Source organism: Brachybacterium vulturis, assembly GCF_002407185.1.
GTDB lineage: Bacteria > Actinomycetota > Actinomycetes > Actinomycetales > Dermabacteraceae > Brachybacterium > Brachybacterium vulturis.
This window is the reverse complement of record NZ_CP023563.1, coordinates 1,827,001-1,852,573: the sequence shown is the minus strand read 5'-3', so window position 1 is coordinate 1,852,573 and position 25,573 is coordinate 1,827,001. Positions and strand designations below refer to the sequence as shown.

Below are 25,573 nucleotides of genomic sequence, written 5' to 3'. Positions count from 1 at the left end.
TCTCCTCCCGCTCGTGCCTCGCCTGTCGACCACCGCGGAACGTCATTCGATATCTCCTTCGTCGGCGAGCTGGGAATCGGTGGTACGGGCGCCGGAGGCGACGGCCTCCCGCGCGGCGTCGACGCTGTAGCCGGCCATCATCAGGCCGAGCACATCGCGGTCCTCGTTCCCGGGCACGATCCCCAGGATCTTCCCGCCGTACATCACGGCGATGCGGTCCGCGAGCTGGGTGACCTCGTCCAGCTCGGTGGAGACGATCAGCACCGGGGTGCCCTTGTCCCGCTCGTCGAGGATGCGGCGGTGCAGGAACTCGATGGAGCCCACGTCCACGCCGCGCGTGGGCTGGGAGGCGATCAGCAGGGCGAGCTCGCGGTGGAGCGCCCGGGCCATGACGACCTTCTGCTGGTTGCCGCCCGACAACGTGGAGACCGTCGCGGCGGAGGAGCCGGTGCGGATGTCGAACTCGGGGATCAGCTGCTCCGCGTTCTCCCGGATCGGCTTCAGCTTCATCGCCAGCGCACTGCCGAAGGGCGGCCGGTCGTGCTGGTCCAGCACCAGGTTCTCGGCGACCGTGAAGTCGGCGACCAGCGCGTCGTGGGTGCGGTCCTCGGGGACGAAGCCGATGCCGGCGTCGAGCACCTGCTTCGTGGTCCGCCCCACCAGTTCCCTCCCGGCGAGTTTCGCGGAGCCGTGGACCGTCGGCTGCAGTCCCAGCAGCGCCTCGGTGAGCTCGGTCTGACCGTTGCCCTGCACCCCGGCGACGGCGAGCACCTCCCCATGGCGCACATCGAAGGAGACGCCGTCGAGGGTGCGCGTGCCGGCCGCGTCGATCACCCGCAGATCCGTCACCTGGAGCGCCACCTCCCCGGGGGCGGCCGCGGTCTTGTCCTGGTTGAGCGAGACCTGGCGGCCCACCATCAGCGAGGCGAGCTCGGCCTGGTCCGCGGAGGGGTCCGCCTCGCCGACGACCTTGCCGCGGCGGATCACGGTGATCCGGTCGGAGACGGCTTTGACCTCGCGGAGCTTGTGGGTGATGAACACGATCGAGGTCCCCTCGTCGCGCAGCTGACGCATGATCTCCATCAGCTCGTCGGTCTCCTGCGGGGTGAGCACCGCGGTGGGCTCGTCCAGGACCAGCACCTCGGCGCTGCGGCTGAGCGCCTTGATGATCTCGACGCGCTGCTGGGCGCCCACGGGCAGGTCCTCGACCAGCGCGTCGGGATCCAGGTCGAATCCGAAGCGGGCGGAGATCTCTCGCACCAGCCTCCGGGCGGCGGCGAGGTCCAGCAGACCGCCCGTGGTCGGCTCGTGCCCGAGCACCATGTTCTCGGCGACGGTGAAGACCGGGACCAGCATGAAGTGCTGGTGGACCATCCCGATGCCGGCGTCCATCGCGTCACCGGGGTCCGCGAAGGAGACCGGCGTCCCGTCGATGAGGATCTGCCCGCCGTCGGGACGATAGAGCCCGTACAGCACGTTCATCAGGGTCGACTTGCCGGCCCCGTTCTCACCCAGCAGGGAGTGGATCTCCCCCGGCTGAACGACCAGGTCGATCGCGTCGTTGGCCACGAAGGTCCCGAAGGTCTTCGTGATCCCGCGCAGTTCGAGTTTCACAGCGCTCGCTTCCGTCGGTGCGGGCCGGGCATCCGGCCCAGCAGGGTTCAGACATGGGACGCGGTCCCCGCCCTCGCAGGCGGGGACCGCGCACCGGTCAGCGGCTGATCAGGCGCCCTCGGGGGAGGCCTTGGACTCGACCTTCACGGTGCCGTCGATGATCTCCTGCTCGAGGGTCGTCAGCTCCTCGGACAGCTCGGCGGGGACATCGTCCTCGAACTCGTGGAACGGGGCCAGGCCCACGCCGCCGTTCTCGAGGGTGCCGACGTACGGGGTGGCGTCGAACTCGCCGCCGGCGGCGCCTGCGATGACGTCCTCGACAGCCACCGTCATCTCCTTCATCACGGAGGTGAGGATGACGGACTGGGCCTCGGGATCGGCGGAGTTCGTCTCGTAGCCATCGGCGTCGACCCAGATCACCTTGCGGTCCTCGCCCTCCTTGGCGGAGGCGAGGGTGCCGGCGCCGACGGGCCCGGCCACCGGCATGATGATGTCGGCGCCCGCGTTGTAGAACTCGTCGGAGACGGCCTTGCCCTTGGACTGGTCCTCGAAGGTGCCGACGATGGAGCCGGCCTGCTCCTCCTTGTTCCAGCCGAGCACCTCGACCTCGGTGTCGTGGGTCTCGTTGTAATGGGCGACGCCGTCGACGTAGCCGTCCATGAAGATGGTGACGGTGGGGATGTCCACGCCGCCGTAGGTGGCGACCTTGCCGGTCTCGGTCATGCCGGCAGCCAGGTAGCCGGCCAGGAACGCGGCCTCGGCGGTGTTGAACTCGAGGGGCTTGACGTTGTCGAGCTCGATCGGGTTGCCATCGGCGTCCTGGGCGGTGGAGTCCACGATCGCGAAGTCGGTGTCGGGGTTCTCCTGCGCGGCGGCGCCGGTGGCCGGGGCCAGCAGGAAGCCGACGGTGATGATCAGATCGCAGCCCTGGGTCACCATGTTGTTGATGTTCGGGGCGAAGTCGGAGACGGTGGTGGACTCCGCGGCCTGCGTCTGGATCCCGAGGGACTCCTTCGCATTCATCAGGCCCTTGTAGCTGGATTCGTTGAAGGACTTGTCGTCCCATCCGCCGGCGTCGGAGACCATGCAGGCCTTGTAGTCGCTCGAGCCGCCGCCGGCATCGCTGCCGCCGCCGCCGGCGGTCTCCTCCGGGGCCGAGCCGCAGGCGGCGAGGGTCAGGGCGCCGGCGCCGATCAGGGCGAGCGCACGTGTGATGCTCTTCATGAGGGTTCCTTCGGTCAGGTGCGGGGCCGGAATCGCCCCGAGGGTTCCGTGGCGACAGCACTGTCGCAGTGTGCTTGGGACCATATCTGCGGGCAGCACCCTCCGGGGCGCTCTTCGGTCCCACTCCGTGAACCGTTATGAAATCGACGCGGATGTGACGTATGGGAGGACGCGCAGGAGCACGCAGGAGCTCGTCGACGTCCGGAGACGGACGCCCGCCTCAGACGGGCAGCAGATCGCGCTGGACGCAGGCGGCCGCGAGGACCGAGGCGCCGATGCCGATCGCCCGTTCATCGATCATCAGGTCACCCATGTGCAGGTCGTACGTGCGCCCTCCCGGGGTGCGGGTGCCGAGGCGGGCGAGAGCCCCGGGCACCTTCTCCAGGTACCAGGCGAAGTCCTCGCCCCCCAGCGACTGGGCGGTCGGGTCGAGGTTGTCCAGGCCCAGCACTCCCTGCACTGCGGAGGCCAGCACGTCGACGCTGGAGGCGGCGTTGGAGACCGGCGGCACGCCGCGGTCGTGGCTCACCCGCGCCTCCACGCCCCAGGGGCGCACGAGATCCGCCAGGATCGTCTCCAGCAGCTCCTCCGCCCGGTCCCAGGCCTCGTGGTCCAGGCAGCGCAGGGTCCCCTCCAGGGTGCCGCTGCTGGGGATCGCGTTGAAGGCAGAGCCGGCGTGGATGCTGCCCCAGGTCAGGTTCACGCCGGAGCGCGGATCCATCCGTCGGTTCAGCGCCGCCGGGAGCTGGGTGGCGATCGAGCCGAGCGCGTAGACGAGGTCCTGGGTGAGGTGGGGACGCGAGGTGTGCCCGCCGGCGCCGCGCACCAGGACCTTCACCGGATCGGTGGCGGAGGTGATGGGGCCGGACTTCAGGCCCACATGGCCGACGTCTACCCCCGGGTCGCAGTGCAGGGCGAGGATCGAGTCGACCCCCTCCAGCACGCCCTGGCCGATCAGCTCGAGTGCGCCGCAGGGATGCATCTCCTCGGCGGGCTGGAACACCAGCCGCACCCCGCGCCGGAGGCCACCGGCATCGGCGACCCGGACCAGCGCGGTCGCCGCGCCGAGGACCGCGCTCATGTGGACATCGTGCCCGCAGGCGTGGGAGACGCCGTCGACCCTCGAGCGGAAGGCGACGGTGGTCAGCTCGGGGATGCCGAGCGCGTCCATGTCGGCGCGCAGGGCCATCAGTCCCAGGGCCGGGTCCTCGCCGGGGATGTCGCAGATCAGCCCGGTGTGCGCCATCCGCTGCGGGGAGAGCCCGAGGCCGCGCAGGTGCTCCTCGATGACGTCGGTGGTGGCGTGCTCCTGGTGGGAGAGCTCGGGATGGCGGTGGAGGTGCCTGCGCACCTCGCGCAGCGCGTCCTCGGACTCGGCGACCGTCCGGGCGATCAGACCCGTCGGCCCCAGCATCGACCGCTGCTCCGCGGTCCCCAGCAGGACCTGCTGCGTCTGCTCCACCTGTGCGCTCCCCTGCATCGATTCGGGACGGCCCCGCTTCCGGTGCGGAGCGGGCCGACGCCCTCGCAGTGGCCGCTGCGGGCGGTCGACGTCAGCGCAGGCGGCCCAGCCCGCGCTGGTCGAGACGCGCGACGAGCACGGAGAGGTCCTGCGCCTGTTCGTCGGCGAGCACCAGCAGCGCGTCCTCGGTGTCGACGATGCTGATGCCGTCCAGCCCGACCAGGGCGATGTGGCGATCCGTGGCACCGTACACCGTGGCGCGGGAGGAGACGGCATCGACCGTGGCGCTTCCCAGCACCCGGACATCACCGCCGTCCGCGCCCCGCCCACCACCCTCTGACGGCGCGCTCTCAGCGCTCTCCGGGACGGCCCGGCCCGGATGCTCGCGCAGCTGCCGGGCGAGCGCGGAGAAGTCCCCCACGTCATCCCAGCCGATGCTGGCCGGCACCACCGCGACCTTGCCGTCGACGGCCAGGGGCTCGGCCAGCGCATGGTCGATCGCGATCGCGGTCAGTCGCGGCCAGACCCGCTCGAGCACCTCCTGGTGCTGGTCCGTGCCGTGCGCGGCGGCGATCTCACGGACCCCGGCGGCCAGGGAGGGGATCTGCACCGCCAGCTCGTCCAGCAGCACCGAGGCTCGCACCACGAACATCCCGGCGTTCCAGAGGAAGCGGCCGGTGGCCAGGAACTGCTCGGCGCGCTCACGGTCCGGCTTCTCCACGAAGCGGGCCACGGGATGGGCACCGGGCGGGAGCGCTCCCCGCCCGCCGGCGGCGTGGAGATCCGGCCCGGCGTGGCCCCCGTCTGCCTCGGCCACTTCGATGTACCCGAACCCGGTGGCGGGATGGGTGGGGGTGATCCCGAGGGTCACCAGGTATCCGCTCTCGGCGGCCTCCCGGGCGAGCAGCACGGCGCGGGCGAAGGCCTCGTGGTCCTCGATCAGGTGATCGGCGGCGAAGGAGCCGATGATCGCCCCGGGCCGCTCGCGCTCCACCAGCGCGGCCGCGAGCGCGATCGCCGGCATCGAGTTGCGCGGGGACGGCTCGGCGACCACCCGGGCGAGTCCCGACCCGTCCAGCTGCTCCCGCACCGCAGCCTCGTGCGCGGTGCCGGTGACCACGATCGGCGGATGATCGGCCAGCGACGCCAGTCGCTCCACCGTGCCCTGCAGCAGGCTGCGGCCCTCGCCCGTCAGGTCCAGCAGGAACTTCGGACGCGATCGGCGTGAGAGCGGCCACAGTCGGGTCCCGGCGCCACCGGCCGGGATCACGGGCACGAAGGGATGCGGACGCATCGCTCCAGCGTATCGAAGCGCCGACCCGATCCCCCGGAGGTCCGCAGCACCCGTCGACGACTCGCTGAGGATCGCACAGCACAGCCCCTGCCTGGTGCTACGCTGAACATGCCCCTGTCGGGGGCGATGATGATGTCGCCGTGTCGTGAAAAGCCCGTCCGCGGGCGGTCCACGTCGCGACCGCCGTCCGGAGGGTTCCTCCGGAGAGATGCCGGACGCACTCCACGGCATCTCCTCACTGCTCCCGGCACCATCCCGACGCTTCTGGAGGATCTCCGTGGCTTCAGCCCAATCCGGGACGCTCTATCGCGGACGCGAGGGCATGTGGTCCTGGGTCGCCCACCGCATCTCAGGAATGCTCATCTTCCTGTTCCTGCTCGTGCACGTCCTGGACACCGCTCTCGTCCGCGTCTCCCCCGAGGCCTACAACGAGGTGATCGGGCACTACAAGACCGTGGTGTTCGGCCTCGGCGAGGTCGGCCTCGTCGGCGCGGTCCTCTTCCATGCCCTCAACGGCCTGCGCCTCATCCTGGTGGACTTCTGGTCCCAGGGCCCCAAGCGTCAGCGCTCCCTGTTCTGGGGCGTCGTGATCGTGTGGGTCGTCCTCATGGCCGGCTTCCTCCCCCGCCATCTCATGCACATGTTCGGAGCGTGATCACGATGTCCACCACCTCCATCCCCGATCCGAGCACCCGCTACCGCCGCACCGCCCAGCGCGGGATCAACTCCGAGATGATCTCGTGGATGTTCATGCGCGCCTCCGGGCTCCTGCTGGTCATCCTCGTCTTCGGCCACCTCTTCGTGAACCTGTGGCTGGGCCAGGGGGTCCAGGCGATCGACTTCGCCTTCGTCGGCGGCAAGTGGTCCTCCCCCTTCTGGCAGGTCTGGGACCTGCTGATGCTGTGGCTGGGGCTGATCCACGGCGGCAACGGCGTGCGCACGATCATCAACGACTACGCGCGCAGCGACCGTCTCCGGCTGGTCCTCAAGGGCCTGCTCTACTTCGCCGTGATCGTCACGATCATCCTGGGCACCCTGGTGATCTTCACCTTCGACGCGTGCCCCGCCGGCGCCGAGCCGAGCCTGCTGCCCTCCTTCTGCGAGGGCTGACACCCCGGACGGCCGGTCCGCCGGTCGCCCCACCCCACTTCCCGGTCGACCCGAAACGGAGCAGTCACCCGACATGCAGACCCATAACTACGACGTGGTGATCGTCGGAGCCGGCGGCGCCGGCATGCGCGCCGCCCTGGAATCCTCCAAGCGCTCCCGCACCGCCGTCGTCACCAAGCTCTATCCCACGCGCTCCCACACCGGTGCGGCCCAGGGCGGCATGTGCGCCGCGCTGGCCAACGTCGAGGACGACAACTGGGAGTGGCACACCTACGACACCGTCAAGGGCGGTGACTACCTCGTGGACCAGGATGCGGCGGAGGTGATGGCCAAGGAGGCCATCGACGCGGTGCTCGACCTGGAGAAGATGGGGCTGCCCTTCAACCGCACCCCCGAGGGCAAGATCGACCAGCGCCGCTTCGGCGGGCACACCCGCGACCACGGCGAGGCGCCGGTGCGCCGCTCCTGCTACGCCGCGGACCGCACCGGTCACATGATCCTGCAGACGCTCTACCAGAACTGCGTGAAGCAGGACGTGGAGTTCTTCAACGAGTACTACGTGCTCGATGTGCTGATGACCGGTGATCCCCGCAGCGACGAGGGCGTGCGCGCCTCCGGCGTGGTCACCTACGAGCTGGCCACCGGTGAGATCCACATCTTCCGGGCGAAGTCCGTGGTCTTCGCCTCGGGCGGCTTCGGCAAGATCTTCAAGACCACCTCGAACGCCCACACCCTCACCGGTGACGGCCCCGCCATGGCCTTCCGCCGCGGCATCCCGCTGGAGGACATGGAGTTCTTCCAGTTCCACCCCACGGGCCTGGCCGGACTGGGCATCCTGCTCTCCGAGGCGGCCCGCGGCGAGGGCGGCATCCTGCGCAACAGCGAGATGGAGCGCTTCATGGAGCGCTACGCCCCGACGCTGAAGGACCTCGCCCCTCGCGACGTGGTGGCACGCGCGATGGCGAACGAGGTGCGCGACGGCCGCGGTGCCGGTCCCAAGAAGGACTACGTCTATCTCGACCTCACCCACCTGGAGCCCTCGCACATCGATGCGAAGCTCCCGGACATCACCGAGTTCGCCCGCACCTACCTCGGTGTGGAGCCGTACACGGACCCGATCCCGGTGTTCCCCACCGCGCACTACGGCATGGGCGGCATCCCCACCAACATCCGTGGTGAAGTGCTGCGCAACGCGACCGACGTGATCCCCGGGCTGTATGCCGCGGGCGAGACCGCCTGCGTCTCGGTGCACGGCGGCAACCGCCTGGGCACCAACTCGCTGCTGGACATCAACGTCTTCGGCCGCCGCGCCGGCATCGCCGCCGCGGAGCACGCGGGCGAGGTCGAGCTGGCGGAGATCCCGGAGGGGCTCGAGGCCCCCACCGTGGAGCTGCTCCAGCGCCTGCGCGATCGGCCCGCGACCGAGGACCGCATCGCGGATATCCGCATCGCGCTGCAGGAGACGATGGACACCAACGTCCAGGTGTTCCGCACCGACGAGTCCTGCCGCACGGCCCTGGCCGACATCAAGGAGCTCAAGAAGCGCTATGAGACCGTCGCCATCCAGGACAAGGGCAAGCGCTTTAACCTGGACCTGATGGAAGCGGTGGAGCTGGGCTTCCTGCTGGACCTCGCGGAGATCGTGGCGCTCGGTGCGCTCGAGCGCAGGGAGTCCCGCGGCGGCCACTTCCGTGAGGACTTCGAGACGCGCGATGACGTCAACTTCCTCGCGCACACCATGGCCTACCGCACCCTGCCGGGTGAGGACGGCCTCGAGGGAACCTCGGTCCGACTGGGCACCAAGCCCGTCGTGATCACCCGTTACGAGCCGAAGGAGCGTACGTTCTGATGACTGCCGTCACTGAGAAGCCCGAGGCCGAGTCCGGCGCCGACGAGATCCCCACGTTCCAGGTCACGCTGCGCATCTCGCGCTTCGATCCCGACAGCGAGAAGGGTGCCCGCTGGGAGGACTTCACCGTCACGATGCACGGCACGGACCGGGTGCTGGACGCCCTCCACGAGATCAAGTGGCACCTGGACGGCTCGCTGACCTTCCGCCGTTCCTGCGCCCATGGCGTATGCGGTTCCGATGCGATGCGGATCAACGGCCGCAACCGCCTGGCCTGCAAGACGCTGCTCAAGGACCTCGACATCAACAAGCCGATCACCATCGAGCCCATCAAGGGCCTGCCGGTGGAGAAGGACCTGATCGTCGACATGGAGCCGTTCTTCGACTCCTACCGCGAGGTCATGCCCTTCCTGGTCGCCGGGGGTCAGGAGCCCAGCCGCGAGCGTCTGCAGTCCGCCGAGCAGCGGGAGCGCTTCGACGACACCACCAAGTGCATCCTGTGCGCCGCCTGCACCTCCTCGTGCCCGGTGTTCTGGACCGATGGGCAGTACTTCGGCCCGGCCGCGATCGTCAACGCGCACCGCTTCATCTTCGACTCGCGCGATGACGCCGGCGAGCAGCGCCTGGAGATCCTGAACTCCAAGGAGGGCGTGTGGCGCTGCCGCACCACCTTCAACTGCACCGAGGCCTGCCCCCGCGGGATCCAGGTGACCAAGGCGATCGCCGAGGTGAAGCAGGCCGTGATCACCGGCCGGGTCTGACCGCTCCGCCTGCTCGCGACGAGGCCCCGTCCGGAAATGCTCCGGGCGGGGCCTCGTGCGATCGGCAGGGGCTCAGCGGGGCGCTGCCGGCCCGCGGCTGCTCGCTCAGGAGTTCACGCGGATGACCTCTTCCTGGTACGGCGCGATGACCGTCCGGGAGATCTGCAGGTCCAGCACCAGGAACGGACGCTCCGCGGGATCCTCCCGGCTCCAGGTGCGCAGGCGTTCGAGGTCCTCCAGGCGACGGACCACGACCCCCTCGGCACCGGCGGCGGCACCATAGGCGGCGAAGTCGATCCGATCGATCAGCATCGGCTCGGCGGCCAGGCCCTTGAGCCCGTAGAGGTTCACCTCGGCGCCGTAGGCGGCATCGTTCCACACCACGGCCAGGCCCCGACCGCCGGCGGTGCGCACGGCGGAGTCCAGATCCGCCAGGGCCATCACTCCTCCCCCGTCGCCGGTGGTCAGCACGATGGTGGAGTCGGGATTGGCGCGAGCGGCCCCGGGCACGCTGGGCCAGCCCAGGCCGATCGACTGATAGGCGGTGCCGACCATCGCCATCCGGTGCGGAGCGGTGACCGGCCAGTACATGTTCGCCCAGGCGATGAAGTGGCCGCCGTCGGAGACGACCACCCGGTCCTCGGGCAGCAGCTCGGCCAGCCGCGCGGCAGCGGCCCGAGGGTCCAGCAGTCCGTCCTCGGCGAGCTCGGGGGCGGTGACCTGGGCACGCAGCGCGCGGGCGTCGATGCTCTCGCGCCACGGCTGGGCCGCGCTCTCCTGGGCGGGCAGCGCCGCGGTGACGGCCTCGACGGCGAGTCTCGCGTCGGCCCGCACGAATCCGCCGACCCGGGCGTTGGTGGCGGAGGCGGCGGTGTCGATCTGCCACACCGCGGTATGGGGGGCGAACAGCTCCCCGAAACGCATCGTGAACTGGTTCAGCCCGGCTCCGACCACCACGGCGACATCGGCGGAGCGGACCAGCTCCATCGCGCCGGGGGCGCCGAAGCCGCCGGAGATCCCGATGTCGTAGCGGGCCTCGGGGAAGATGCCTCGCCCCAGCGCCGTGGTGGAGGTGACCGCGCCGGTCGCGGCCGCGAGCTCGCCGAGGGCGGGGCCCGCCCCGGCCAGCCAGGCGCCATGCCCGGCCAGCAGCAGCGGACGCTCCGCCGCGGCCAGCATCGACGCCAGACGCTCGATCGCGGCACGGGTGAAGTCCGCGGTCGGGGCCAGGGGCGCGGGGTGCCCGGGGCCGGGCACCGTGGGGACCTCGCCGATCTCTCGCTGGGCGACGTCGTAGGGGATCGCCAGCACCACCGGCACCCGGTAGGCCAGGGCGTGCTCGATCGCGGTGACGGTGGCGGCCGCGGCGTCGATCCGGCCGACGGTGTAGGTGCGCACCCCGACGGCGGAGCTCATCGCGATCTGGTCGACGTCCCAGGGGCGGGGTCCGGAGGTGGGCTCGTCCCCCACCACGAGCACCAGCGGGATCCGGGCCTGGGCGGCCTCGGCGAGGGCGGTGAGCGTGTTGGTGAACCCGGCGCCGTAGGTGGTGGTCGCCGCGGCGATCCGGCCGGAGGTGCGGAAGTGCGCATCGGCGGCGACCACGGCTCCGGCCTCATGGCGGACGGCGCTGAAGGTCGCGTCGGTCTCGCGCAGCAGGGCGTCGAGGAAGTAGGCGTTGCCGTTGCCCATGAGGCCGAACACCTCGTGGATGTGCTGGGCGAGGGTGCGGGCGACGTGGGTGGAGACGATGGCCATGGAGGGGTCCTTCCGAGAGATATGCGAACGCGGTGTGCAGTCCGTATATGTCTCGCCCCGGGGCCGCCCGGGGGTTCGTGCCCCTTGTGAGAGCACCGGCGCCGACCCCGTCGCGGGCCCGCCTGACGGAGCGAGGATAGCACCGTCGGGCGGGCCCGGGAGAGCCGGGCGGCACGTCTCAGGAGTAGCTGATCACCAAGGGCGCGTGGTCGGACCAGCGGGTGTCATAGCTGGGGGCGCGGTCCACCTGGGCCGAGGCGGCGCGAGCGGCCAGCTCGGGGGTGGCCAGCTGATAGTCGATCCGCCAGCCGGAGTCGTTGTCGAAGGCCTTGCCGCGCTGCGACCACCAGGTGTACGGGCCGGGGCCGTCACCGTGGCGGGCGCGGTGCACGTCCACCCAGCCGAGCTGCTCCGTGAGCCGGTCGAGGTAGGCGCGCTCCTCGGGCAGGAAGCCGGCGGACTTCCGATTGCCCTTCCAGTTCTTGATGTCCCATTCGGTGTGGGCGATGTTGATGTCCCCGGTGAGGACCACGTGCCGGCCCTCCGCGCGGAGCTTCTCCAGGTGCTCCATCATGACGTCGAGGAACTCATACTTGTCCGTCATGGTCTGCGGCTTCTCGGTGTTGCCCGAGTGCATGTAGCAGGAGATGACGGTCATCGCGGTGCCGTCGCCGAGCGGGTCCTCGAGGTCGGCCTCGAGCCAGCGGCCGGTGTGCGCGTCCGCGTCCAGGCCCGGCAGGCCGCGGCGCACTCCGTCCAGGTCGATCCCCGCCAGCGAGGTGCGGGCGGCGATCGCGACGCCCGCGCGGCCCTTGAGCTGCGAGGCCTCCCCCACGATGGTCCAGTCCTCCCCCAGCAGGCCGCCGAGCAGCTCCTCGGGCGCCCGCACCTCCTGCAGGGTGACGACGTCGGCGGGGGTGGCGGCGAGCCACTCGCCCATCCCCTTCCGGGCGGCGGCGCGCAGGCCGTTGACGTTGACGGTGGCAAGGGTGAAGCTCACGCGGGCACCTCGATCCCGGCGGCGCGCTCGGCCGCCTCGACGACATTCTTCAGCAGCAGCGCACGGGTCATCGGCCCGACGCCACCGGGGTTGGGGCTGAGCCAGCCGGCGACCTCGGCGACCGCCGGGTCCACATCTCCGACGAGCGCGGCCTTCCCGCCCTCGGGGTCCTCACGGCGGGAGACGCCGACGTCGAAGACGACCGCGCCGGGTGCGACGTCCTCGGCGCGCACCAGGTGCGCGGAGCCCGCGGCGGCGATGATCACGTCGGCGCGGCGCAGATGGGAGGGGAGGTCGGCGGTGCCGGTATGGCACAGGGTCACCGTCGCGTTGTGCTCGCGACGGGTCAGCAGGGCGCCGATGGAACGGCCCACGGTGATGCCGCGGCCGACGACCACGACGTCCTTGCCCCGGAAGTCCAGTCCGTGGCGCTCGGCCAGCTCGATCACGGCGCGCGGGGTGCAGGGCAAAGGGGTGTGGATGGGCTTGTTGGCATTCAGCACCAGTCGGCCGAGGTTCATCGGGTGCAGTCCGTCGGCGTCCTTGGCGGGGTCGATCCGCTCGAGGACCGCGTCGGTGTCGATCTGCGCGGGCAACGGGAGCTGCACGATGTACCCGGTGCAGGAGGGGTCCGCGTTCAGCGCGTCGACCAGGGCCTCGACGTCCGCCTGGGTGGCGTCGGCCGGGAGCTGCTTCTGGATCGAGGTCAGCCCGATCTGCTCGCTGTCGCGGTGCTTGCCGCGCACATACGCGGCGCTGCCGGGATCATCGCCGACCAGCACGGTCGCCAGGCCCGGGCGCGCATGTCCGGCGTCCAGGAGCCGGCTCACGCGTGCGGCGAGCTCCTGCTTGATGGTCTTCGCGGTGGCCTTGCCGTCGAGGGTCTGGGCAGTCATGGCGCTCCTGAGGGGTGGTGGGTGCGTGGCGGGGACGGCTGTGGGGCCCGGCGCCGGCACCGGGCCCCACGGCGGCCCTCAGTACTGCTGCAGCTCGGGGTAGAGCGGCGTCCTCTCCGCCAGGACCGCGGTGCGGGCGCGCAGCGACTCGAGGTCGGCGCCGCCGGTGAGGGCCAGCGCGATGATGTCGGCGACCTCGGTGAACTCCTCCGGGCCGAAGCCGCGGGTGGCCAGGGCCGGGGTGCCGATGCGCAGTCCCGAGGTGACGCGCGGCGGGCGCGGGTCGTTGGGGACGGCGTTGCGGTTGACGGTGATGCCGACCTCGTGGAGACGGTCCTCCGCCTGCTGGCCGTCGAGCTCGCTGTTCACCAGATCCACCAGCACCAGGTGCACGTCGGTGCCACCGGAGATCACCTTCACCCCGGCCTGCTTCGCATCCTCCGCCTGGAGGCGCTCGGCGAGGATCTTCGCCCCGTCGAGGGTGCGGGCCTGACGGTCCTTGAAGTCCTCGCCGGCGGCGAGCTTGAGCGCCACGGCCTTGGCGGCGATGACGTGCATCAGCGGACCGCCCTGCTGTCCGGGGAACACGGCCGAATCGATCTTCTTGGCCCACTTCTGGGTGCACAGGATCATGCCGGAGCGGGGACCGCCGATGGTCTTGTGGATGGTGGTGGAGACGACGTCCGCGTAGGGGACGGGGCTGGGGTGCAGGCCCGCGGCGACCAGTCCTGCGAAGTGCGCCATGTCGACCCAGAGCGCCGCACCGACCTCGTCGGCGATCTCGCGGAAGGCGGGGAAGTCCAGCTGACGGGTGTACGCGGACCAGCCGGCGACGATCACCTTCGGCTGCTCGGCGAGGGCCACCTCGCGCACCTTGGCCATGTCGATCTGGCCGGTCTCCGCCTCGGTCTCGTAGGCGACGATGTCGTACAGGCGGCCGGAGAAGTTGATCTTCATGCCGTGGGTGAGATGGCCGCCGTGGGCGAGCGAGAGGCCCATCAGCTTGTCGCCGGGGCGGGCCAGGGCGTGCATGACCGCGGCGTTGGCGGAGGCGCCGGAATGGGGCTGGACGTTCGCGTGCTCGGCGCCGAACAGCTCCTTGGCGCGGTCGATCGCGATCTGCTCGGCGACGTCGACCTCTTCACAGCCGCCGTAGTAGCGACGACCCGGATAGCCCTCGGCGTACTTGTTGGTGAGCACCGAGCCCTGGGCCTGGAGCACCGCGCGGGGCACGAAGTTCTCGCTCGCGATCATCTCCAGCGTGCGCTGCTGGCGGGCCAGCTCCCTGTCGAGGACCTGGGCGATGTCCGGGTCGAGATCGGCGATGGACTGGTCGAGGACGTTCACAGGGCCTCCTGCAGGGTCGGGGCGGGACGGCGGCGGGCGCCGTGACGACATCTTAGGACGGACACCGCTCCGGCCGCGCACCGGGTCACAGAGCGAGGCCGAGGCGGACCGGTTCGGGTTCCAGGTGGATCCCGAAGCTCTCCTGGACCCGGGTCTGGACGTCCTGGGCGAGGGCCACCAGATCCTCGCTGCTCGCTCCGCCGCGGTTGGTCAGCGCCAGCGAGTGCTTGGTGGAGACCGCGGCCCGCTCCCCCACCGCGTGCCCTCGCTCGATGCCGGCGTGGCTGATCAGCCAGGCGGCGCTGGTCTTGACCCGGTCATCGCCGGCGGGGAAGCGGGGCGCGTCCGCGGGCAGGAGCGCGGCCTCCTGCGCGGTGAGGATCGGATTGGTGAAGAAGGAGCCGGCGCTCCAGGTGTCGTGATCGCGCGCATCCAGCACCATGCCCTTGGAGCCGCGGATGGCCAGCACCGCCTCGCGCACCTCGTGCATGGGTGCCCGCTCCCCCACCTCGACGCCGAGAGCGGCGGCGAGCTGCGCGTAGCGGATCGGGGCGGAGCGGTGGCCGAGGGTGTGCTGGAAGGTCACCGAGAGCACGACGTAGCGTCCGGTGGCCGAGGGCGCCGCTCCCCGGTAGCGGGTGCGCTTGAAGACGCTGTCGCGGTAGGCGAAAGCGCAGTCGGCGGCGAAGAACGTGCGCACCGCGTTCTGCTCCCGGTCCCAGGTGCGCACGCGGGAGATGGTGGCGGCGACCTCCTGGCCGTAGGCGCCGACGTTCTGGATGGGGGTGGCGCCGACGGAGCCGGGGATGCCCGAGAGCGCCTCGATCCCGACCATCTCGCGGGCGATCGCATAGCGCACCGCCCGATCCCAGTTCACCCCGGCGAAGTACTCGACGATGGCACCGCCGCAGGTGGGGTCCAGCGGGGTGAGCTCGGCGGGGTCGACGGGGATGCCGTCGGGCTCCCCGGAGGCGCCGACCTCGCAGGTGGCGTCCAGCAGCGGCGGGTCCTCGGGATCCCGCAGCAGCACGACGGTCCCGGAGAAGGGTTCATCGGAGGCGACCAGGTTCGAGCCGCCGCCGAGCACCAGGAGCGGCTCACCGGCGGCATCCGCCGCGGCGACGGCCTCGATGACCTCGTCGGCGGTGCGGGCCTCGACGAGATTCCGGATCTCGCCACCGATGCGCAGCGTGGTGAGGTCGGAGAATCTCATGCGGCGTCCGGGAGGGAGAGGGTGGCGCGGGCACGACCGAGCACCTTCGTCCCGTCGACCTCGGCGGTGAGGTCCACCCGGGCGGTGCCGGCCTCCGCATCGAGCGCGCCGACGACGGCGACGACCTCGAGGGTCACCGAGCCGGTGGCGGGCACCGGGATCGGATGCGTGAACCGGGTGGTGTACGCACGCACCGCGGCGGGGTCGGCGATGGCGTCGAGCAGGCCGGTGATCGCGGTGCCCATGGTGAGCATGCCGTGGGCGATGACGCCCGGCAGTCCGGCCTCGGTGGCGACGGTGTCGTTGTAGTGGATCGGGTTGAAGTCGCCGGAGGCACCGGCGTACCGCACCAGGGTGTCGCGGGTGAGCTCGTGGCGGGTCCGGGCGAGCTCCTGGCCGACGGTCAGCGCGGTCAGATCCGCGGGGGCGGGGGTGGTGGTCATGTCTGCTCCTGGAATCGGGCGGGACGGGCGTGCGGCGGGCCGACGGGCCCGCTGCCGGCGGGTCAGTCGCCGCGGACGACGATCATGCTGCGCACCGCGGCGACCTCGGCGCCGGCCGCGTCGGCGAGGTCCACGCGGGTGGTGACCATCGTGTGGCCGCCGGCGGCGCGGATCGCCTCGACGGTGAGGGTGGGGACCAGCTGGTCCCCGGCGACCACCGGGCGGTGCAGGGTGAAGGTCTCCTCGCCGTGGACCACCCGCGTGAAGTCGATCCCCGAGGCCGGGTCCTCGATGTACTGGGCTTCGGTGGCCTGCGCGAGGGAGACCAGGAAGGTGGGCGGGGCGAGGACGCCGGCATGGCCGGCGCGGCGTGCCGCGTCAGGGTCGGTGTGCAGCGGCGAGGTCGCGCCGGTGGCGCGCGCGAACTCGGCGATCTTCGCGGCCGAGACCGTATGCGCGGTCCCCGCCGGGTAGGTGCGCCCGGCGAAGGCGGGATCGGGGGTGGTGGTCATGACGTCTCCCGAGGTCGGGTCGGCCGGGGCCGACGGATGCGGACCCCACGATCATCTCACCGCCCGGCCGACGGGGCGGCCAGGCCGGGCGGCGCCGTCCGGTGAGCGCTCCGCGCAGCGGCCCGGGCATGACGAAGGCCACCCGGGATGATCCCGGGTGGCCTTCGTGGAAGCGTGCTGGACCTGCTCAGCGGGTCTCGCGGTGCGCCGTCTGCTTGCCGCAGGTCGGGCAGAACTTCGAGAGCTCGAGCCGATCCGGGGTGTTACGGCGGTTCTTCTTGGTGATGTAGTTGCGCGCCTTGCAATCAACACAAGCCATGGTGATCTTGGGACGCACGTCAGAGCTCTTGCTCGCCACGGTTCGCCTCTTTCGTCCGGGTGGCGCGCCCGGCGGCGCACCTCGTGGGTCCCCGTGCTCGGGGGATGTGGATTCAGCACTCCGGTGGGTACCGGTGTGGTACCGAGGGCGGGGATCGAACCCGCGACCTCACGATTATGAGTCGTGCGCTCTAACCGTCTGAGCTACCCCGGCGTGACCGATGAAGCGGCCCGATCTCGAATGAGACCGGGCCGCCGCATCCATCAGAGCCCTGAAAGGGAATCGAACCCTTGACCTTCTCCTTACCATGGAGACGCTCTGCCGACTGAGCTATCAGGGCAACCCGGTGAACTTTACCCACCTCCTCGCCCGGAGGCAATTCGGGGGCTGGTCCCGGTGCTTCGGATCACATGGATCCTCCGCCGTGGCAGATGAGGGATTCGAACCCCCGTAGGCAATGCCAGCTGATTTACAGTCAGCTCCCTTTGGCCGCTCGGGTAATCTGCCGTGACTGCTCCCGTTGCCCATGCGACCTGGATCGCGTGGCCGCCGGAAGCGGACCTGGAACAGCATACCGGCGCTGCGCCGCCGATGCGAACCGGGAGCGGCCCTGCGACGCATGAAGAGCGTCACAGCTGCTCCGGGTGCTCGTGGACAATGAGGTGGCGGCCCGTCCGGGCGGCCGCACGAAGGAAGGACCCACCGTGGCAGATTCATCGTTCGACATCGTCAGCAAGCTCGATCGTCAGGAGATCGACAACGCTGTCAACCAGGCAGTGAAGGAGGTCGGTCAGCGCTACGACTTCCGGAACACCGGAGCATCACTCACCCTCAGCGGGGACGAGATCGTGATGACGGCCAATGCGGAGGAGCGGGTGCTGGCCGTGCTCGACGTGCTGCAGTCCAAGCTCATCCGCCGGGGCATCTCGCTCAAGGCGCTCGACGTGGGCGAGCCCGCGCAGTCCGGCAAGGAGATGCGACTGGTGGCGGCGCTCAAGGAGGGCATCAGCACCGAGGACGCCAAGAAGATCTCGAAGCTGATCCGCGATGAGGGGCCCAAGGCCGTCAAGGCCCGGATCGAGGGCGACGAGCTGCGGGTCTCCTCCAAGAGCCGGGATGACCTGCAGTCCGTCATCGCCCTGCTCAAGGGCAAGGACCTCGACGTCGCGCTCCAGTTCGTCAACTACCGCTGAGACCGGCCGCCTCCACCGACGCCGACCGCACGAGCCGTGCTGTGCCGTACGGCGGCGGGCGTGCAGGAAGGTCCCGCACCCAGAACGGGTGCGGGACCTTCCACGGACCGGACGAGGAACCGAGCGCTCAGCCCTGGTTCGACGTGGTGTCCTGCTGCTCAGCGTGAGTCTCCAGCGCCTTGCCCTTCTCCTGGAGCCCATTGACCAGGTTCGCCACCGGACCACCCATGAAGGTGTTCCACTCCTCGCGGTACGTGTCGTAGTCCGCACCGACCCACTCCACACCGTTCACGACCGGGGTCATGTCCCCGACGATCTCCATGATCTTCTGACCGGCCTCGGAAATAGCCGTCGCGATCTCGCGACCCTCTTCCGGATTCATACCCTTGAAAGCCATGACCTACCCCTTTCGCCCCGACCCGGGGCCGCATGCTGCTGAAGAAAAGAAACTGAACCGCTGACGATCAGGACGACGACGCGGCACGCTGCTTCGCCGCGTTCTGCCGGCCCCGCTCCGCGAGCTCGGTGCAGCCCTGCCGCACCCTCTGCGCGAGCTCCTGCACCGTCCCGCTGAACTCAGCGACGAACCGGTCCCGGTCCTCACCGGTCCAGTCGAAACCCTCGACCCGACCCGCCACCTCCGAGAACGCGGCCATCGCGTCCTCGCCGGCCTGCTCGATCTGCTGGCTCATCTGCTCGACGGCCTCAGGGTTCATGCCCTTCTTCATGGTGTCCTCCATGTCGTAGTGAAAACTGTCCCCACCCACCGGAGAGGACCTCCGCGGCCACTGACCGCATGCTCGCCCTGTCCCCCAGGTGATGACACCACCCTAGAACCCCCACACCCACCTGGCGATGGGGACAACTCCCCATGCTCCTCCCCATCCACGAATTCATGCATCTCCCGAGGTCAGGACAGAGATCGCGGTTCGTCGGCACTGTGGACAACCACCGGCCGCCGGCTCCGCGGTCGGTGGGACGGCTCGGGGTCGCGGGACTGCTCCGGGTCACCGGAGGGCGGCGGGCGTGCAGGAAGGTCCCGCACCCAGAACGGGTGCGGGACCTTCCACGGACCGGACGAGGAACCGAGCGCTCAGCCCTGGTTCGACGTGGTGTCCTGCTGCTCAGCGTGAGTCTCCAGCGCCTTGCCCTTCTCCTGGAGCCCATTGACCAGGTTCGCCACCGGACCACCCATGAAGGTGTTCCACTCCTCGCGGTACGTGTCGTAGTCCGCACCGACCCACTCCACACCGTTCACGACCGGGGTCATGTCCCCGACGATCTCCATGATCTTCTGACCGGCCTCGGAAATAGCCGTCGCGATCTCGCGACCCTCTTCCGGATTCATACCCTTGAAAGCCATGACCTACCCCTTTCGCCCCGACCCGGGGCCGCATGCTGCTGAAGAAAAGAAACTGAACCGCTGACGATCAGGACGACGACGCGGCACGCTGCTTCGCCGCGTTCTGCCGGCCCCGCTCCGCGAGCTCGGTGCAGCCCTGCCGCACCCTCTGCGCGAGCTCCTGCACCGTCCCGCTGAACTCAGCGACGAACCGGTCCCGGTCCTCACCGGTCCAGTCGAAACCCTCGACCCGACCCGCCACCTCCGAGAACGCGGCCATCGCGTCCTCGCCGGCCTGCTCGATCTGCTGGCTCATCTGCTCGACGGCCTCAGGGTTCATGCCCTTCTTCATGGTGTCCTCCATGTCGTAGTGAAAACTGTCCCCACCCACCGGAGAGGACCTCCGCGGCCACTGACCGCATGCTCGCCCTGTCCCCCAGGTGATGACACCACCCTAGAACCCCCACACCCACCTGGCGATGGGGACAACTCCCCGTCCAGAACTCCCCATGCCCGACCCATGCCATCGGCCCCGACCCCCTGAGCGGGGGCCGGGGCCGGGGCGGGTGCTGAGTGCTGGGGGCACGGTGCGGGATGCTCAGTCGAGCGTGACGCGCAGCGAATCCTGGATGGTGCGGACGGTCTCGATCTCGTCATCGGCGCTCTCGGCCCCGCAGCTGCCCACCAGCTCCAGGACGTCGGTGGCCACCCCGCCGCGGTCGATGACCGCGTAGCGCGCAGCCTGGACCACGGTGGGGCGCCCGGGCTGGGTGTATCCGTACTCACTGGCGATCCAGGTGGCGCCGTCCACCTCGATCTCGCCGGTGCCGAGCTCCTCGAGCTCCGGCAGTGCTGCCTTGCGCTGGTCCAGGCCGGCTCTGGCGGCCTCGAGAGTGAACTCCGGACCGAACCTCTGCACGGTGACCACCACGTTCGCCCGGAACGTCCCCTCCACCCGGGGCTGGGCGACCGCGACCTGGACCCCGGGGACCGTCAGCGTCTCCCAGTCGTCCGGCACCTCGACGGTGATCCGTGGCGGTCCGGGGAAGTCCGCGCTCGGGTATTCGATGCTCTTCGCCATGGATCTGCTCCGTTCGTCCCACCTCTGACGACGGTCAACATATCAGGCATCTCCCAGGCATGACGACGGCCCGAGCGGTGTGTCCGCCCGGGCCTCGCCCTGCTCGCGAGTGCTGGGGAGCATCCCCTCAGTGGGACGAGGTGGACTCCTGCTCGGACGCGTGGTGATCGGCCGAATCTCCCAGCTCGCTCACCGAGTTCATGATCTGCTGCAGTGCAGGCACCATCTCGCTCTGCCACTGGCCACGGAACTGATCCGCATCCGGCCCGGTCCAGTCCACATCCCCGAGGCCGCTGGTCAGCTCCCGCTCGATCCTGGTGATCTCCTCGGCCGCGTCGTGCAGCTGAGCCGACATCCGCCGGACCTCTTCGACGTTCATACCCTTCGTGGCGTTCACGGTTCGGGTTCCCCTTCCTGATGACTTCCCCCCGCGCCCCGTTCCGGTGCACCGGTTGATGTCGTGGTCGACAGCATTCACTGTAGAGCGCTCCGTGGACGCGGACCATGGGGAGGAGTCCCCATGGGGACGGAGCCGCTCGGAGGGGTCCTCCCGCTGCACGTGACGGCGCCGTCTCCGTCCTGGCGCGACCCGAGCCGGCACGCCCTCACCCGGTCGTGACCTGTGCGACCTGCAGTTTCAACGCGCGGCCGCTGTGCACGAGGAATCCCCGCCCCGGGGGGAAGTCCGCGCGACGGATCCTCCCCAGCCCGGTCCCGAGCAGGGAATCGCCGTCCATGTCGCTCGGCTGCAGCAGGAGACCCCGTCGGCCCGCCTTGAAGGGCTGGGCGAGCACGTACGCCTGCGACCACGAGGCCGATTCGTTCTCGCCGACCACGAACTGGCCCTCGCGGGTGCTCGCCCGGATCAGCTTGTCCAGGTCGTTCTCGACCCCGCTGCCGGTGAAGTCCGCGACGCCGTCGATGAACAGGGCGAGCTTGCCCTCCCCCACGGTCCCGGACTCGATGGTCCGGCGCAGCTGCCCCGCGAGCTCGCGGACCGTCTCGGGGTCCGATGCCTCGACGTCCCAGACCGGCAGCCCCGTCAAGGGCGTGCGCCGTGAGGAGAAGCGGACCAGACGCATCGGCTCCTCCATCGCCTTCAGGCCGGTCGCGATGGTGAGCATCGCGGTGGTGCGGCCCGAGCCCATCGGTCCGGTGACCATGAAGGCACCCCGCGGCTCGAAGGTGAGCTCGGCCAGGGTCTCGTCGGCCAGGCCCAGCACCGGCATGCCGCCGATGGTCGGACGCAGGGACGTCAGCTCCACCCGCTCGGGCAGACGCTTGATCTCCGGGGCCTCGGGCACCCCGGCCCGGCGCATCGCCTCGGCGAGCTTGGCGACCTCGCGGGACTGGAGCGCGACGTTGGCATCGCCGCCGTGCACGGCGACCTGCACCTCGTGGCCGTCCTGGATGGCGCGTCCGGGCGGGGAGCTGCCGTCCAGGACGTCCTTGGGCTCGCCGAAGGAGACGTAGTCGTCGTCGCTCGCCATGCGATGGATCAGGCGGCGCTGGATCGAGGAGCCCAGCGAGGTCGGGATCGCGTTGGGGCGGTCGCCGGTGACGATCACGTGCACGCCCACCTGGCGCCCGTCGGTCGCGATCTGGACGAAGGTCGTGAACCACTTCGAGAGGCTCGAGTAGTCGTAGGCCTCGCGGAACGCCGCCATGCCGTCGACCAGCAGCAGGATGCGGGGGGTGTCCGGCGTCCCGGCCAGCTCGCGGTACTCGGTCACCGATCCGGCACGGAGCTTCGCGAACGCCTTCGACCTCTCGTCGATCAGCTGGCGCAGGGTCCGCAGGAGGCGGATCACCCGCTCCTCGTCATCCCCGGCGACGATCGTGCCCACGTGCGGGAGCTCCTCGAGCATCGTCAGTCCGGAGGCGCCGAAGTCGAGGCCGTAGACGTGGACGGGCCCGCCGCGGACCGTGGAGGCGGCCGAGATCGCCAGGGTGCGCAGCGTGGTGGACTTGCCGGAACCACCGGTGCCGTAGATGGCCATGTTGCCGTCCCGGTCCGGGAAGTACGAGGTCGTCGGCTGGGCCTGCTCCTCGGGGACGTCCATCACGCCCAGCAGCAGCTCCTCGTCGGTGCGTCGGCTGGGCAGCCGTGAGAGGTCGTAGGCCTCGGCCAGCTCGGACAGCCACGGCTTCCTCGGCGCGGGCACCCCGGCGCTCTCCGCGGCCGCCACGACGGTGGAGACCACGCGGGAGATGTCGTGGGGGCCGGGGTCCTCGACCTCCGTGGTGGGCGGGGCGGGGATGTCCCACTGCTCGCCGGTGCCGAAGTCCTTCTCGACAATGTCGATCCGGGCCCGTTCGGGCTCGTCCGTGGTCCAGCCGCCGGCGTACCCGGACTGGAAGGTGGCGATGCGTCCGGGACCGGTCTTGGCGGCGCCGCGGCCCGGGATGCCGGGGTCGAAGTGGGCGGCCATCTTGTCCCCCAGGATGTCCTTGGAGTCGGCCTCGTCGGCCATGCGCAGCGCGATGCGGAGGTTGGTGTTGGCGCGCAGGTTGTCCTTGATGACGCCGGCGGGCCGCTGGGTGGCGAGGATCAGGTGCAGTCCCAGGGAGCGGCCTCGCGCCGCGACGTCCACGACGCCGTCGACGAACTCAGGGATCTCCTTGGCCAGCGCCGCGAACTCGTCGACGATGATGATCAGGCTGGGCGGGGCCTCGGGGTCACCGGTGCGCTCCAGAGAGACCAGGTCCTTCGCCTTCTTCCGGTTCAGCAGATGCTCGCGGTGGTGCAGCTCGGCGCGCAGCGAGGTGAGCGCGCGCCGCACCAGATGCTGGGAGAGGTCGGTGACCAGGCCGACGGTGTGCGGCAGCGCGACGGCATCGGCGAAGGCGGCGCCGCCCTTGTAGTCCACGAACAGGAACGTCACCCGGTCGGGGCTGTGGGCCGTGGCCATGCCCAGCACCCAGGCCTGGAGGAACTCGGACTTGCCGGCACCGGTGGTGCCGCCCACCAGCGCGTGAGGGCCGTTGGTGCGCAGGTCGAGGTGGAAGGCGTCCTGACCGTTGTGGCCGACCAGCCCGCGCAGGTTCGCATCGTGCTTGCGCCGCTGCGGCTTCGAGCCGTCCCGCGGGGTGAGGGAGCTGTTCTCCTTCCACCGCTCGATGATGTAGTTCGGGTCCTCGGCCATCGCCATGCCGCCGAGCTTGAGGTAGGAGATCGAGCGGGGCAGATCGGAGTCGTCGTCGATGGGGACCCCGGCGTCGATCACCGGGGACAGGTGGCGGGCCACGCCCGAAGCGACCTCGACGGACACGGTCTCGACCGTGACCGGGTAGAACCGCTCCCCCAGGCGCACATGACCGGCGCTCGCCCCCTCCACCGACTCCTCGACGGAGACGTAGGTGCGGCAGGCGGCCGGCAGCGCCGCGACGTTGGACGCGGACCAGATCACGTGGACGCCGACGTCCGGTCCGCGCTCGGCGAGGCGCACCAGTCGGGCGCGATCGACCGGGGCGTCGTCCTCGATGATGACCACGAGGTTCGGCGTGACCGGCTCCGGCGGGACGTCGGGCTCCGCCTCGAGCTCGGTGGTCATCGGTGTGCGCAGCTGCGGCGGGGCGTCCCCGGCCCGCTGCTCGATGAGCTCCTCGATGCGGGACAGGAGAGAGGTGCCGCGCCCCGGGGTGTCGGCGAGGTGGTCACCGGGCAGCGGTGAGTGAGGGCTCGAGGTGTGCGGGAGCCACTTCAGCCACTGCCACAGCTCGCGGCTGGAGCGGGAGGTGATCGCCGCGATCGCGACCTCCGCCGGCGAGTGGAGGGCGAAGAGCTGGGTGACGATGCCGCGGGCCACTCCATCGGCCTCGTCGCCGCCGCCGGCCACCCCGATGTTGCCGGCGTACCGGAGCTCCGCCGCCACCGGCACCCCGGCGATCAGCCTGTACTCCTCGTTCATGTCGTCGAGCATGTCGTAGTACTTGGTGATCGCGTCGTTCTCGCCCGGCATCTCGATGCCCACCCGCGACTCGGCGATGCCCAGGCCCAGCCGCACGGTGCCGAAGGCATTGTGCTCGGGTCGATGGGTCCACAGCAGCCGGCCCAGTCGGAACGCGGCGTCGACCGTGTCCGCCGCCGACGGCGTCTCCACCAGGCGCACCGCGCGCTCGAGATCCTGCGCGGCCGTGACCCGCCGCTTGAGCGAGGCCAGGCCCTCCTCGAAGTTCTCGATCTGCTGCTCGAGCATCTTCTTCTGCTGGAACTTGCGGTTCAGGTATCCGGCGGTGGCCATCATCGGCATCATGAACACGAACATCAGCGAGTACGGGCTGCGGGTCATCGCGAACATGAAGCCGCCCATGAGGATGGGGGCGAACATCATGAAGATCGGGAAGAACTGCGGCTGCGGCTCCTTGGGCGGGGTGGGTGCCTTCACGGGCCGGTAGGGGAAGCGGGGCACCACGCGCGGGGAGCGGTTGAACTCCACCACCGGTGAGCTGGGAGCGGTGCCGCCGAGTCGGTGCAGAGCGATCACGGAGAACGTGGTCTGGCCGATCAGCACCGTGTCCGAGGGACCGATCACGGCGCGCTGCACCTGCTCGCCGCCGAGCACGACGCCGTTGGAGGACTGCAGGTCCACGATCTCGATCGAGTCCCCGACGTTGATGCGGGCATGGCGCTTGGAGAGCATCGGATCGGCGATCCGGATGTCCAGATCTCCCTCGCGGCCCACGACGCTCGAGCCGGACGGCAGCGGGAACTCCCGGCCCGCCTCGGGCCCGGAGAGCACCCGCAGCAGGGCGACCGCCGCTCCGCGGGACTCCGAACGGGTGGCGTACTCCGTCGAGGAGCGGGCGATGGAGACGACGCTGCCGGAGCGCAGACCGGCCTGGATCAGATCGATCCCGCGGTCCAGCGAGCGCACGCCCTTCGCGCCCGGGCCGGCGCCGGGGTCCTGCACCTGGAGGGTCAGCCCTGCGGGCGCCTCGACGTCGCTGCGCAGCGGATCGGCCAGGTACAGCGCATTCGCGACGTCCGCGACCGACGCCGTGGCATCGGCCGTGACCTCCAGATCGGTCAGTCGATCCTCGGGCCTGCGCAGCGTGAGCTTGATGCGCATCGGTGTCCCTCCCCCTGGCGGGCCCCTCGGCCGCCTGCTGGGACGCCCCCGCCGGGGCGGCCCGTTCCGTCAGTGTTCGTGGT

Annotated in this window: 24 protein-coding genes and 3 tRNA genes; 5 read left to right on the top strand and 22 right to left on the bottom strand. The window is 70.4% G+C overall.

All coding sequences use genetic code 11. The features are described 5' to 3' along the window. Nucleotides 1-42 precede the first annotated feature (42 nt). The 4 genes from CFK38_RS08300 to CFK38_RS08285 form a co-directional block, all read right to left on the bottom strand. Complete coding sequence (locus CFK38_RS08300) at nucleotides 43-1,614, bottom strand: ABC transporter ATP-binding protein (RefSeq protein ID WP_096802652.1); 1,572 nt, start codon at nucleotides 1,612-1,614, stop codon at nucleotides 43-45. A 108-nt stretch (nucleotides 1,615-1,722) separates the two neighbouring features. Then, nucleotides 1,723-2,838, bottom strand: coding sequence for a BMP family lipoprotein (locus CFK38_RS08295; protein ID WP_096802651.1), 1,116 nt, complete (start codon nucleotides 2,836-2,838; stop codon nucleotides 1,723-1,725). A 220-nt stretch (nucleotides 2,839-3,058) separates the two neighbouring features. Next, a complete protein-coding gene (locus tag CFK38_RS08290; RefSeq protein WP_096802650.1) occupies nucleotides 3,059-4,300 on the bottom strand; it encodes a M20 family metallopeptidase in 1,242 nt (413 codons plus the stop codon). 91 nt (nucleotides 4,301-4,391) lie between these two features. Beyond that, complete coding sequence (locus CFK38_RS08285; protein WP_096802649.1) at nucleotides 4,392-5,594, bottom strand: mannose-1-phosphate guanylyltransferase; 1,203 nt, start codon at nucleotides 5,592-5,594, stop codon at nucleotides 4,392-4,394. 277 nt (nucleotides 5,595-5,871) lie between these two features. Between CFK38_RS08285 and sdhC the strand changes: the two genes are divergently transcribed. From sdhC to CFK38_RS08265, 4 genes are all read left to right on the top strand, one after another. Then, nucleotides 5,872-6,249: a succinate dehydrogenase, cytochrome b556 subunit gene (gene sdhC, locus CFK38_RS08280; protein WP_096804274.1), complete on the top strand. Its 378-nt coding sequence runs from the start codon at nucleotides 5,872-5,874 to the stop codon at nucleotides 6,247-6,249. A gap of 5 nt (nucleotides 6,250-6,254) precedes the next feature. Continuing rightward, nucleotides 6,255-6,704 (top strand): succinate dehydrogenase hydrophobic membrane anchor subunit, encoded by a 450-nt coding sequence (locus CFK38_RS08275; RefSeq protein WP_096804273.1) that lies wholly within the window; start codon nucleotides 6,255-6,257, stop codon nucleotides 6,702-6,704. Between the two features lie 73 nt (nucleotides 6,705-6,777). After that, nucleotides 6,778-8,553, top strand: a complete 1,776-nt coding sequence (sdhA, locus tag CFK38_RS08270) for a succinate dehydrogenase flavoprotein subunit (protein WP_096802648.1) — start codon at nucleotides 6,778-6,780, stop codon at nucleotides 8,551-8,553. Then, a complete protein-coding gene (locus CFK38_RS08265) occupies nucleotides 8,553-9,314 on the top strand; it encodes a succinate dehydrogenase iron-sulfur subunit (protein ID WP_096802647.1) in 762 nt (253 codons plus the stop codon). The genes sdhA and CFK38_RS08265 overlap by 1 nt, the downstream gene beginning before the upstream one ends. A gap of 105 nt (nucleotides 9,315-9,419) precedes the next feature. Here CFK38_RS08265 and CFK38_RS08260 read toward each other — a convergent pair whose 3' ends face one another. From CFK38_RS08260 to CFK38_RS08210, 11 genes are all read right to left on the bottom strand, one after another. Further along, nucleotides 9,420-11,072 (bottom strand): thiamine pyrophosphate-binding protein, encoded by a 1,653-nt coding sequence (locus CFK38_RS08260; protein WP_096802646.1) that lies wholly within the window; start codon nucleotides 11,070-11,072, stop codon nucleotides 9,420-9,422. Nucleotides 11,073-11,250: 178 nt separating this feature from the next. Next, nucleotides 11,251-12,072, bottom strand: coding sequence for an exodeoxyribonuclease III (locus CFK38_RS08255; protein WP_096802645.1), 822 nt, complete (start codon nucleotides 12,070-12,072; stop codon nucleotides 11,251-11,253). Beyond that, nucleotides 12,069-12,968 carry a bifunctional methylenetetrahydrofolate dehydrogenase/methenyltetrahydrofolate cyclohydrolase gene (locus CFK38_RS08250; protein ID WP_096802644.1) on the bottom strand — a complete coding sequence of 300 codons (900 nt, stop codon included), beginning with the start codon at nucleotides 12,966-12,968 and terminating at the stop codon, nucleotides 12,069-12,071. Before CFK38_RS08250 ends, CFK38_RS08255 begins: the two co-directional genes overlap by 4 nt. Before the next feature lie 78 nt (nucleotides 12,969-13,046). Continuing rightward, nucleotides 13,047-14,315, bottom strand: a complete 1,269-nt coding sequence (locus CFK38_RS08245) for a serine hydroxymethyltransferase (protein WP_096802643.1) — start codon at nucleotides 14,313-14,315, stop codon at nucleotides 13,047-13,049. 85 nt (nucleotides 14,316-14,400) lie between these two features. Further along, nucleotides 14,401-15,528, bottom strand: a complete 1,128-nt coding sequence (locus CFK38_RS08240) for a UDP-N-acetylmuramate dehydrogenase (RefSeq protein WP_096802642.1) — start codon at nucleotides 15,526-15,528, stop codon at nucleotides 14,401-14,403. Further along, nucleotides 15,525-15,971 carry a MaoC/PaaZ C-terminal domain-containing protein gene (locus CFK38_RS08235; RefSeq protein ID WP_096802641.1) on the bottom strand — a complete coding sequence of 149 codons (447 nt, stop codon included), beginning with the start codon at nucleotides 15,969-15,971 and terminating at the stop codon, nucleotides 15,525-15,527. Before CFK38_RS08235 ends, CFK38_RS08240 begins: the two co-directional genes overlap by 4 nt. 62 nt (nucleotides 15,972-16,033) lie before the next feature. Continuing rightward, nucleotides 16,034-16,483, bottom strand: coding sequence for an FAS1-like dehydratase domain-containing protein (locus CFK38_RS08230; RefSeq protein ID WP_096802640.1), 450 nt, complete (start codon nucleotides 16,481-16,483; stop codon nucleotides 16,034-16,036). Between the two features lie 187 nt (nucleotides 16,484-16,670). Continuing rightward, nucleotides 16,671-16,841 (bottom strand): 50S ribosomal protein L33, encoded by a 171-nt coding sequence (gene rpmG, locus CFK38_RS08225; RefSeq protein ID WP_029360274.1) that lies wholly within the window; start codon nucleotides 16,839-16,841, stop codon nucleotides 16,671-16,673. A 97-nt stretch (nucleotides 16,842-16,938) separates the two neighbouring features. Next, a tRNA-Met gene (locus tag CFK38_RS08220) sits at nucleotides 16,939-17,015 on the bottom strand. Between the two features lie 54 nt (nucleotides 17,016-17,069). Then, nucleotides 17,070-17,142, bottom strand: a tRNA-Thr gene (locus CFK38_RS08215). Nucleotides 17,143-17,227: 85 nt separating this feature from the next. Beyond that, nucleotides 17,228-17,309: transfer RNA gene (locus CFK38_RS08210), tRNA-Tyr, on the bottom strand. 197 nt (nucleotides 17,310-17,506) lie between these two features. Here CFK38_RS08210 and CFK38_RS08205 point away from each other — a divergent pair. Further along, the gene (locus CFK38_RS08205; protein WP_096804272.1) at nucleotides 17,507-17,995 is read left to right on the top strand and encodes a YajQ family cyclic di-GMP-binding protein; all 489 of its coding nucleotides are present in this window, start codon (nucleotides 17,507-17,509) and stop codon (nucleotides 17,993-17,995) included. 127 nt (nucleotides 17,996-18,122) lie between these two features. Here the strand turns inward: CFK38_RS08205 and CFK38_RS08200 are convergent, their stop codons facing one another. The 7 genes from CFK38_RS08200 to CFK38_RS08170 all read right to left on the bottom strand — a co-directional run bounded on the left by CFK38_RS08200 (nucleotide 18,123) and on the right by CFK38_RS08170 (nucleotide 25,490). After that, nucleotides 18,123-18,392 (bottom strand): hypothetical protein, encoded by a 270-nt coding sequence (locus CFK38_RS08200; protein WP_096802639.1) that lies wholly within the window; start codon nucleotides 18,390-18,392, stop codon nucleotides 18,123-18,125. A gap of 67 nt (nucleotides 18,393-18,459) precedes the next feature. Then, entirely contained in the window at nucleotides 18,460-18,723 is a 264-nt protein-coding gene (locus tag CFK38_RS08195; RefSeq protein WP_245851264.1) for a hypothetical protein, read from the bottom strand. Nucleotides 18,724-19,088: 365 nt separating this feature from the next. Then, nucleotides 19,089-19,358, bottom strand: a complete 270-nt coding sequence (locus tag CFK38_RS08190) for a hypothetical protein (RefSeq protein WP_096802639.1) — start codon at nucleotides 19,356-19,358, stop codon at nucleotides 19,089-19,091. 67 nt (nucleotides 19,359-19,425) lie between these two features. Beyond that, a complete protein-coding gene (locus CFK38_RS08185; RefSeq protein WP_245851264.1) occupies nucleotides 19,426-19,689 on the bottom strand; it encodes a hypothetical protein in 264 nt (87 codons plus the stop codon). Nucleotides 19,690-19,935: 246 nt separating this feature from the next. Beyond that, nucleotides 19,936-20,418 carry a hypothetical protein gene (locus tag CFK38_RS08180; RefSeq protein WP_096802638.1) on the bottom strand — a complete coding sequence of 161 codons (483 nt, stop codon included), beginning with the start codon at nucleotides 20,416-20,418 and terminating at the stop codon, nucleotides 19,936-19,938. 127 nt (nucleotides 20,419-20,545) lie between these two features. Then, entirely contained in the window at nucleotides 20,546-20,815 is a 270-nt protein-coding gene (locus tag CFK38_RS08175; protein WP_096802637.1) for a WXG100 family type VII secretion target, read from the bottom strand. Between the two features lie 208 nt (nucleotides 20,816-21,023). Continuing rightward, the gene (locus CFK38_RS08170; protein ID WP_096802636.1) at nucleotides 21,024-25,490 is read right to left on the bottom strand and encodes an FtsK/SpoIIIE domain-containing protein; all 4,467 of its coding nucleotides are present in this window, start codon (nucleotides 25,488-25,490) and stop codon (nucleotides 21,024-21,026) included. Nucleotides 25,491-25,573: the final 83 nt, after the last annotated feature.

Bases quoted from the DNA above. Each gene is read 5' to 3' on its own strand.
- CFK38_RS08190 (WP_096802639.1), bottom strand. From the start codon at position 19,358: ATGGCTTTCAAGGGTATGAATCCGGAAGAGGGTCGCGAGATCGCGACG.
- CFK38_RS08240 (WP_096802642.1), bottom strand. From the start codon at position 15,528: ATGAGATTCTCCGACCTCACCACGCTGCGCATCGGTGGCGAGATCCGG.
- CFK38_RS08235 (WP_096802641.1), bottom strand. From the start codon at position 15,971: ATGACCACCACCCCCGCCCCCGCGGATCTGACCGCGCTGACCGTCGGC.
- CFK38_RS08180 (WP_096802638.1), bottom strand. From the start codon at position 20,418: ATGGCGAAGAGCATCGAATACCCGAGCGCGGACTTCCCCGGACCGCCA.
- CFK38_RS08285 (WP_096802649.1), bottom strand. From the start codon at position 5,594: ATGCGTCCGCATCCCTTCGTGCCCGTGATCCCGGCCGGTGGCGCCGGG.
- CFK38_RS08265 (WP_096802647.1), top strand. From the start codon at position 8,553: ATGACTGCCGTCACTGAGAAGCCCGAGGCCGAGTCCGGCGCCGACGAG.
- CFK38_RS08275 (WP_096804273.1), top strand. From the start codon at position 6,255: ATGTCCACCACCTCCATCCCCGATCCGAGCACCCGCTACCGCCGCACC.
- CFK38_RS08230 (WP_096802640.1), bottom strand. From the start codon at position 16,483: ATGACCACCACCCCCGATCCCGCCTTCGCCGGGCGCACCTACCCGGCG.
- CFK38_RS08185 (WP_245851264.1), bottom strand. From the start codon at position 19,689: ATGAAGAAGGGCATGAACCCTGAGGCCGTCGAGCAGATGAGCCAGCAG.
- CFK38_RS08200 (WP_096802639.1), bottom strand. From the start codon at position 18,392: ATGGCTTTCAAGGGTATGAATCCGGAAGAGGGTCGCGAGATCGCGACG.
- sdhA (WP_096802648.1), top strand. From the start codon at position 6,778: ATGCAGACCCATAACTACGACGTGGTGATCGTCGGAGCCGGCGGCGCC.
- CFK38_RS08195 (WP_245851264.1), bottom strand. From the start codon at position 18,723: ATGAAGAAGGGCATGAACCCTGAGGCCGTCGAGCAGATGAGCCAGCAG.
- CFK38_RS08295 (WP_096802651.1), bottom strand. From the start codon at position 2,838: ATGAAGAGCATCACACGTGCGCTCGCCCTGATCGGCGCCGGCGCCCTG.
- CFK38_RS08170 (WP_096802636.1), bottom strand. From the start codon at position 25,490: ATGCGCATCAAGCTCACGCTGCGCAGGCCCGAGGATCGACTGACCGAT.
- CFK38_RS08250 (WP_096802644.1), bottom strand. From the start codon at position 12,968: ATGACTGCCCAGACCCTCGACGGCAAGGCCACCGCGAAGACCATCAAG.
- CFK38_RS08260 (WP_096802646.1), bottom strand. From the start codon at position 11,072: ATGGCCATCGTCTCCACCCACGTCGCCCGCACCCTCGCCCAGCACATC.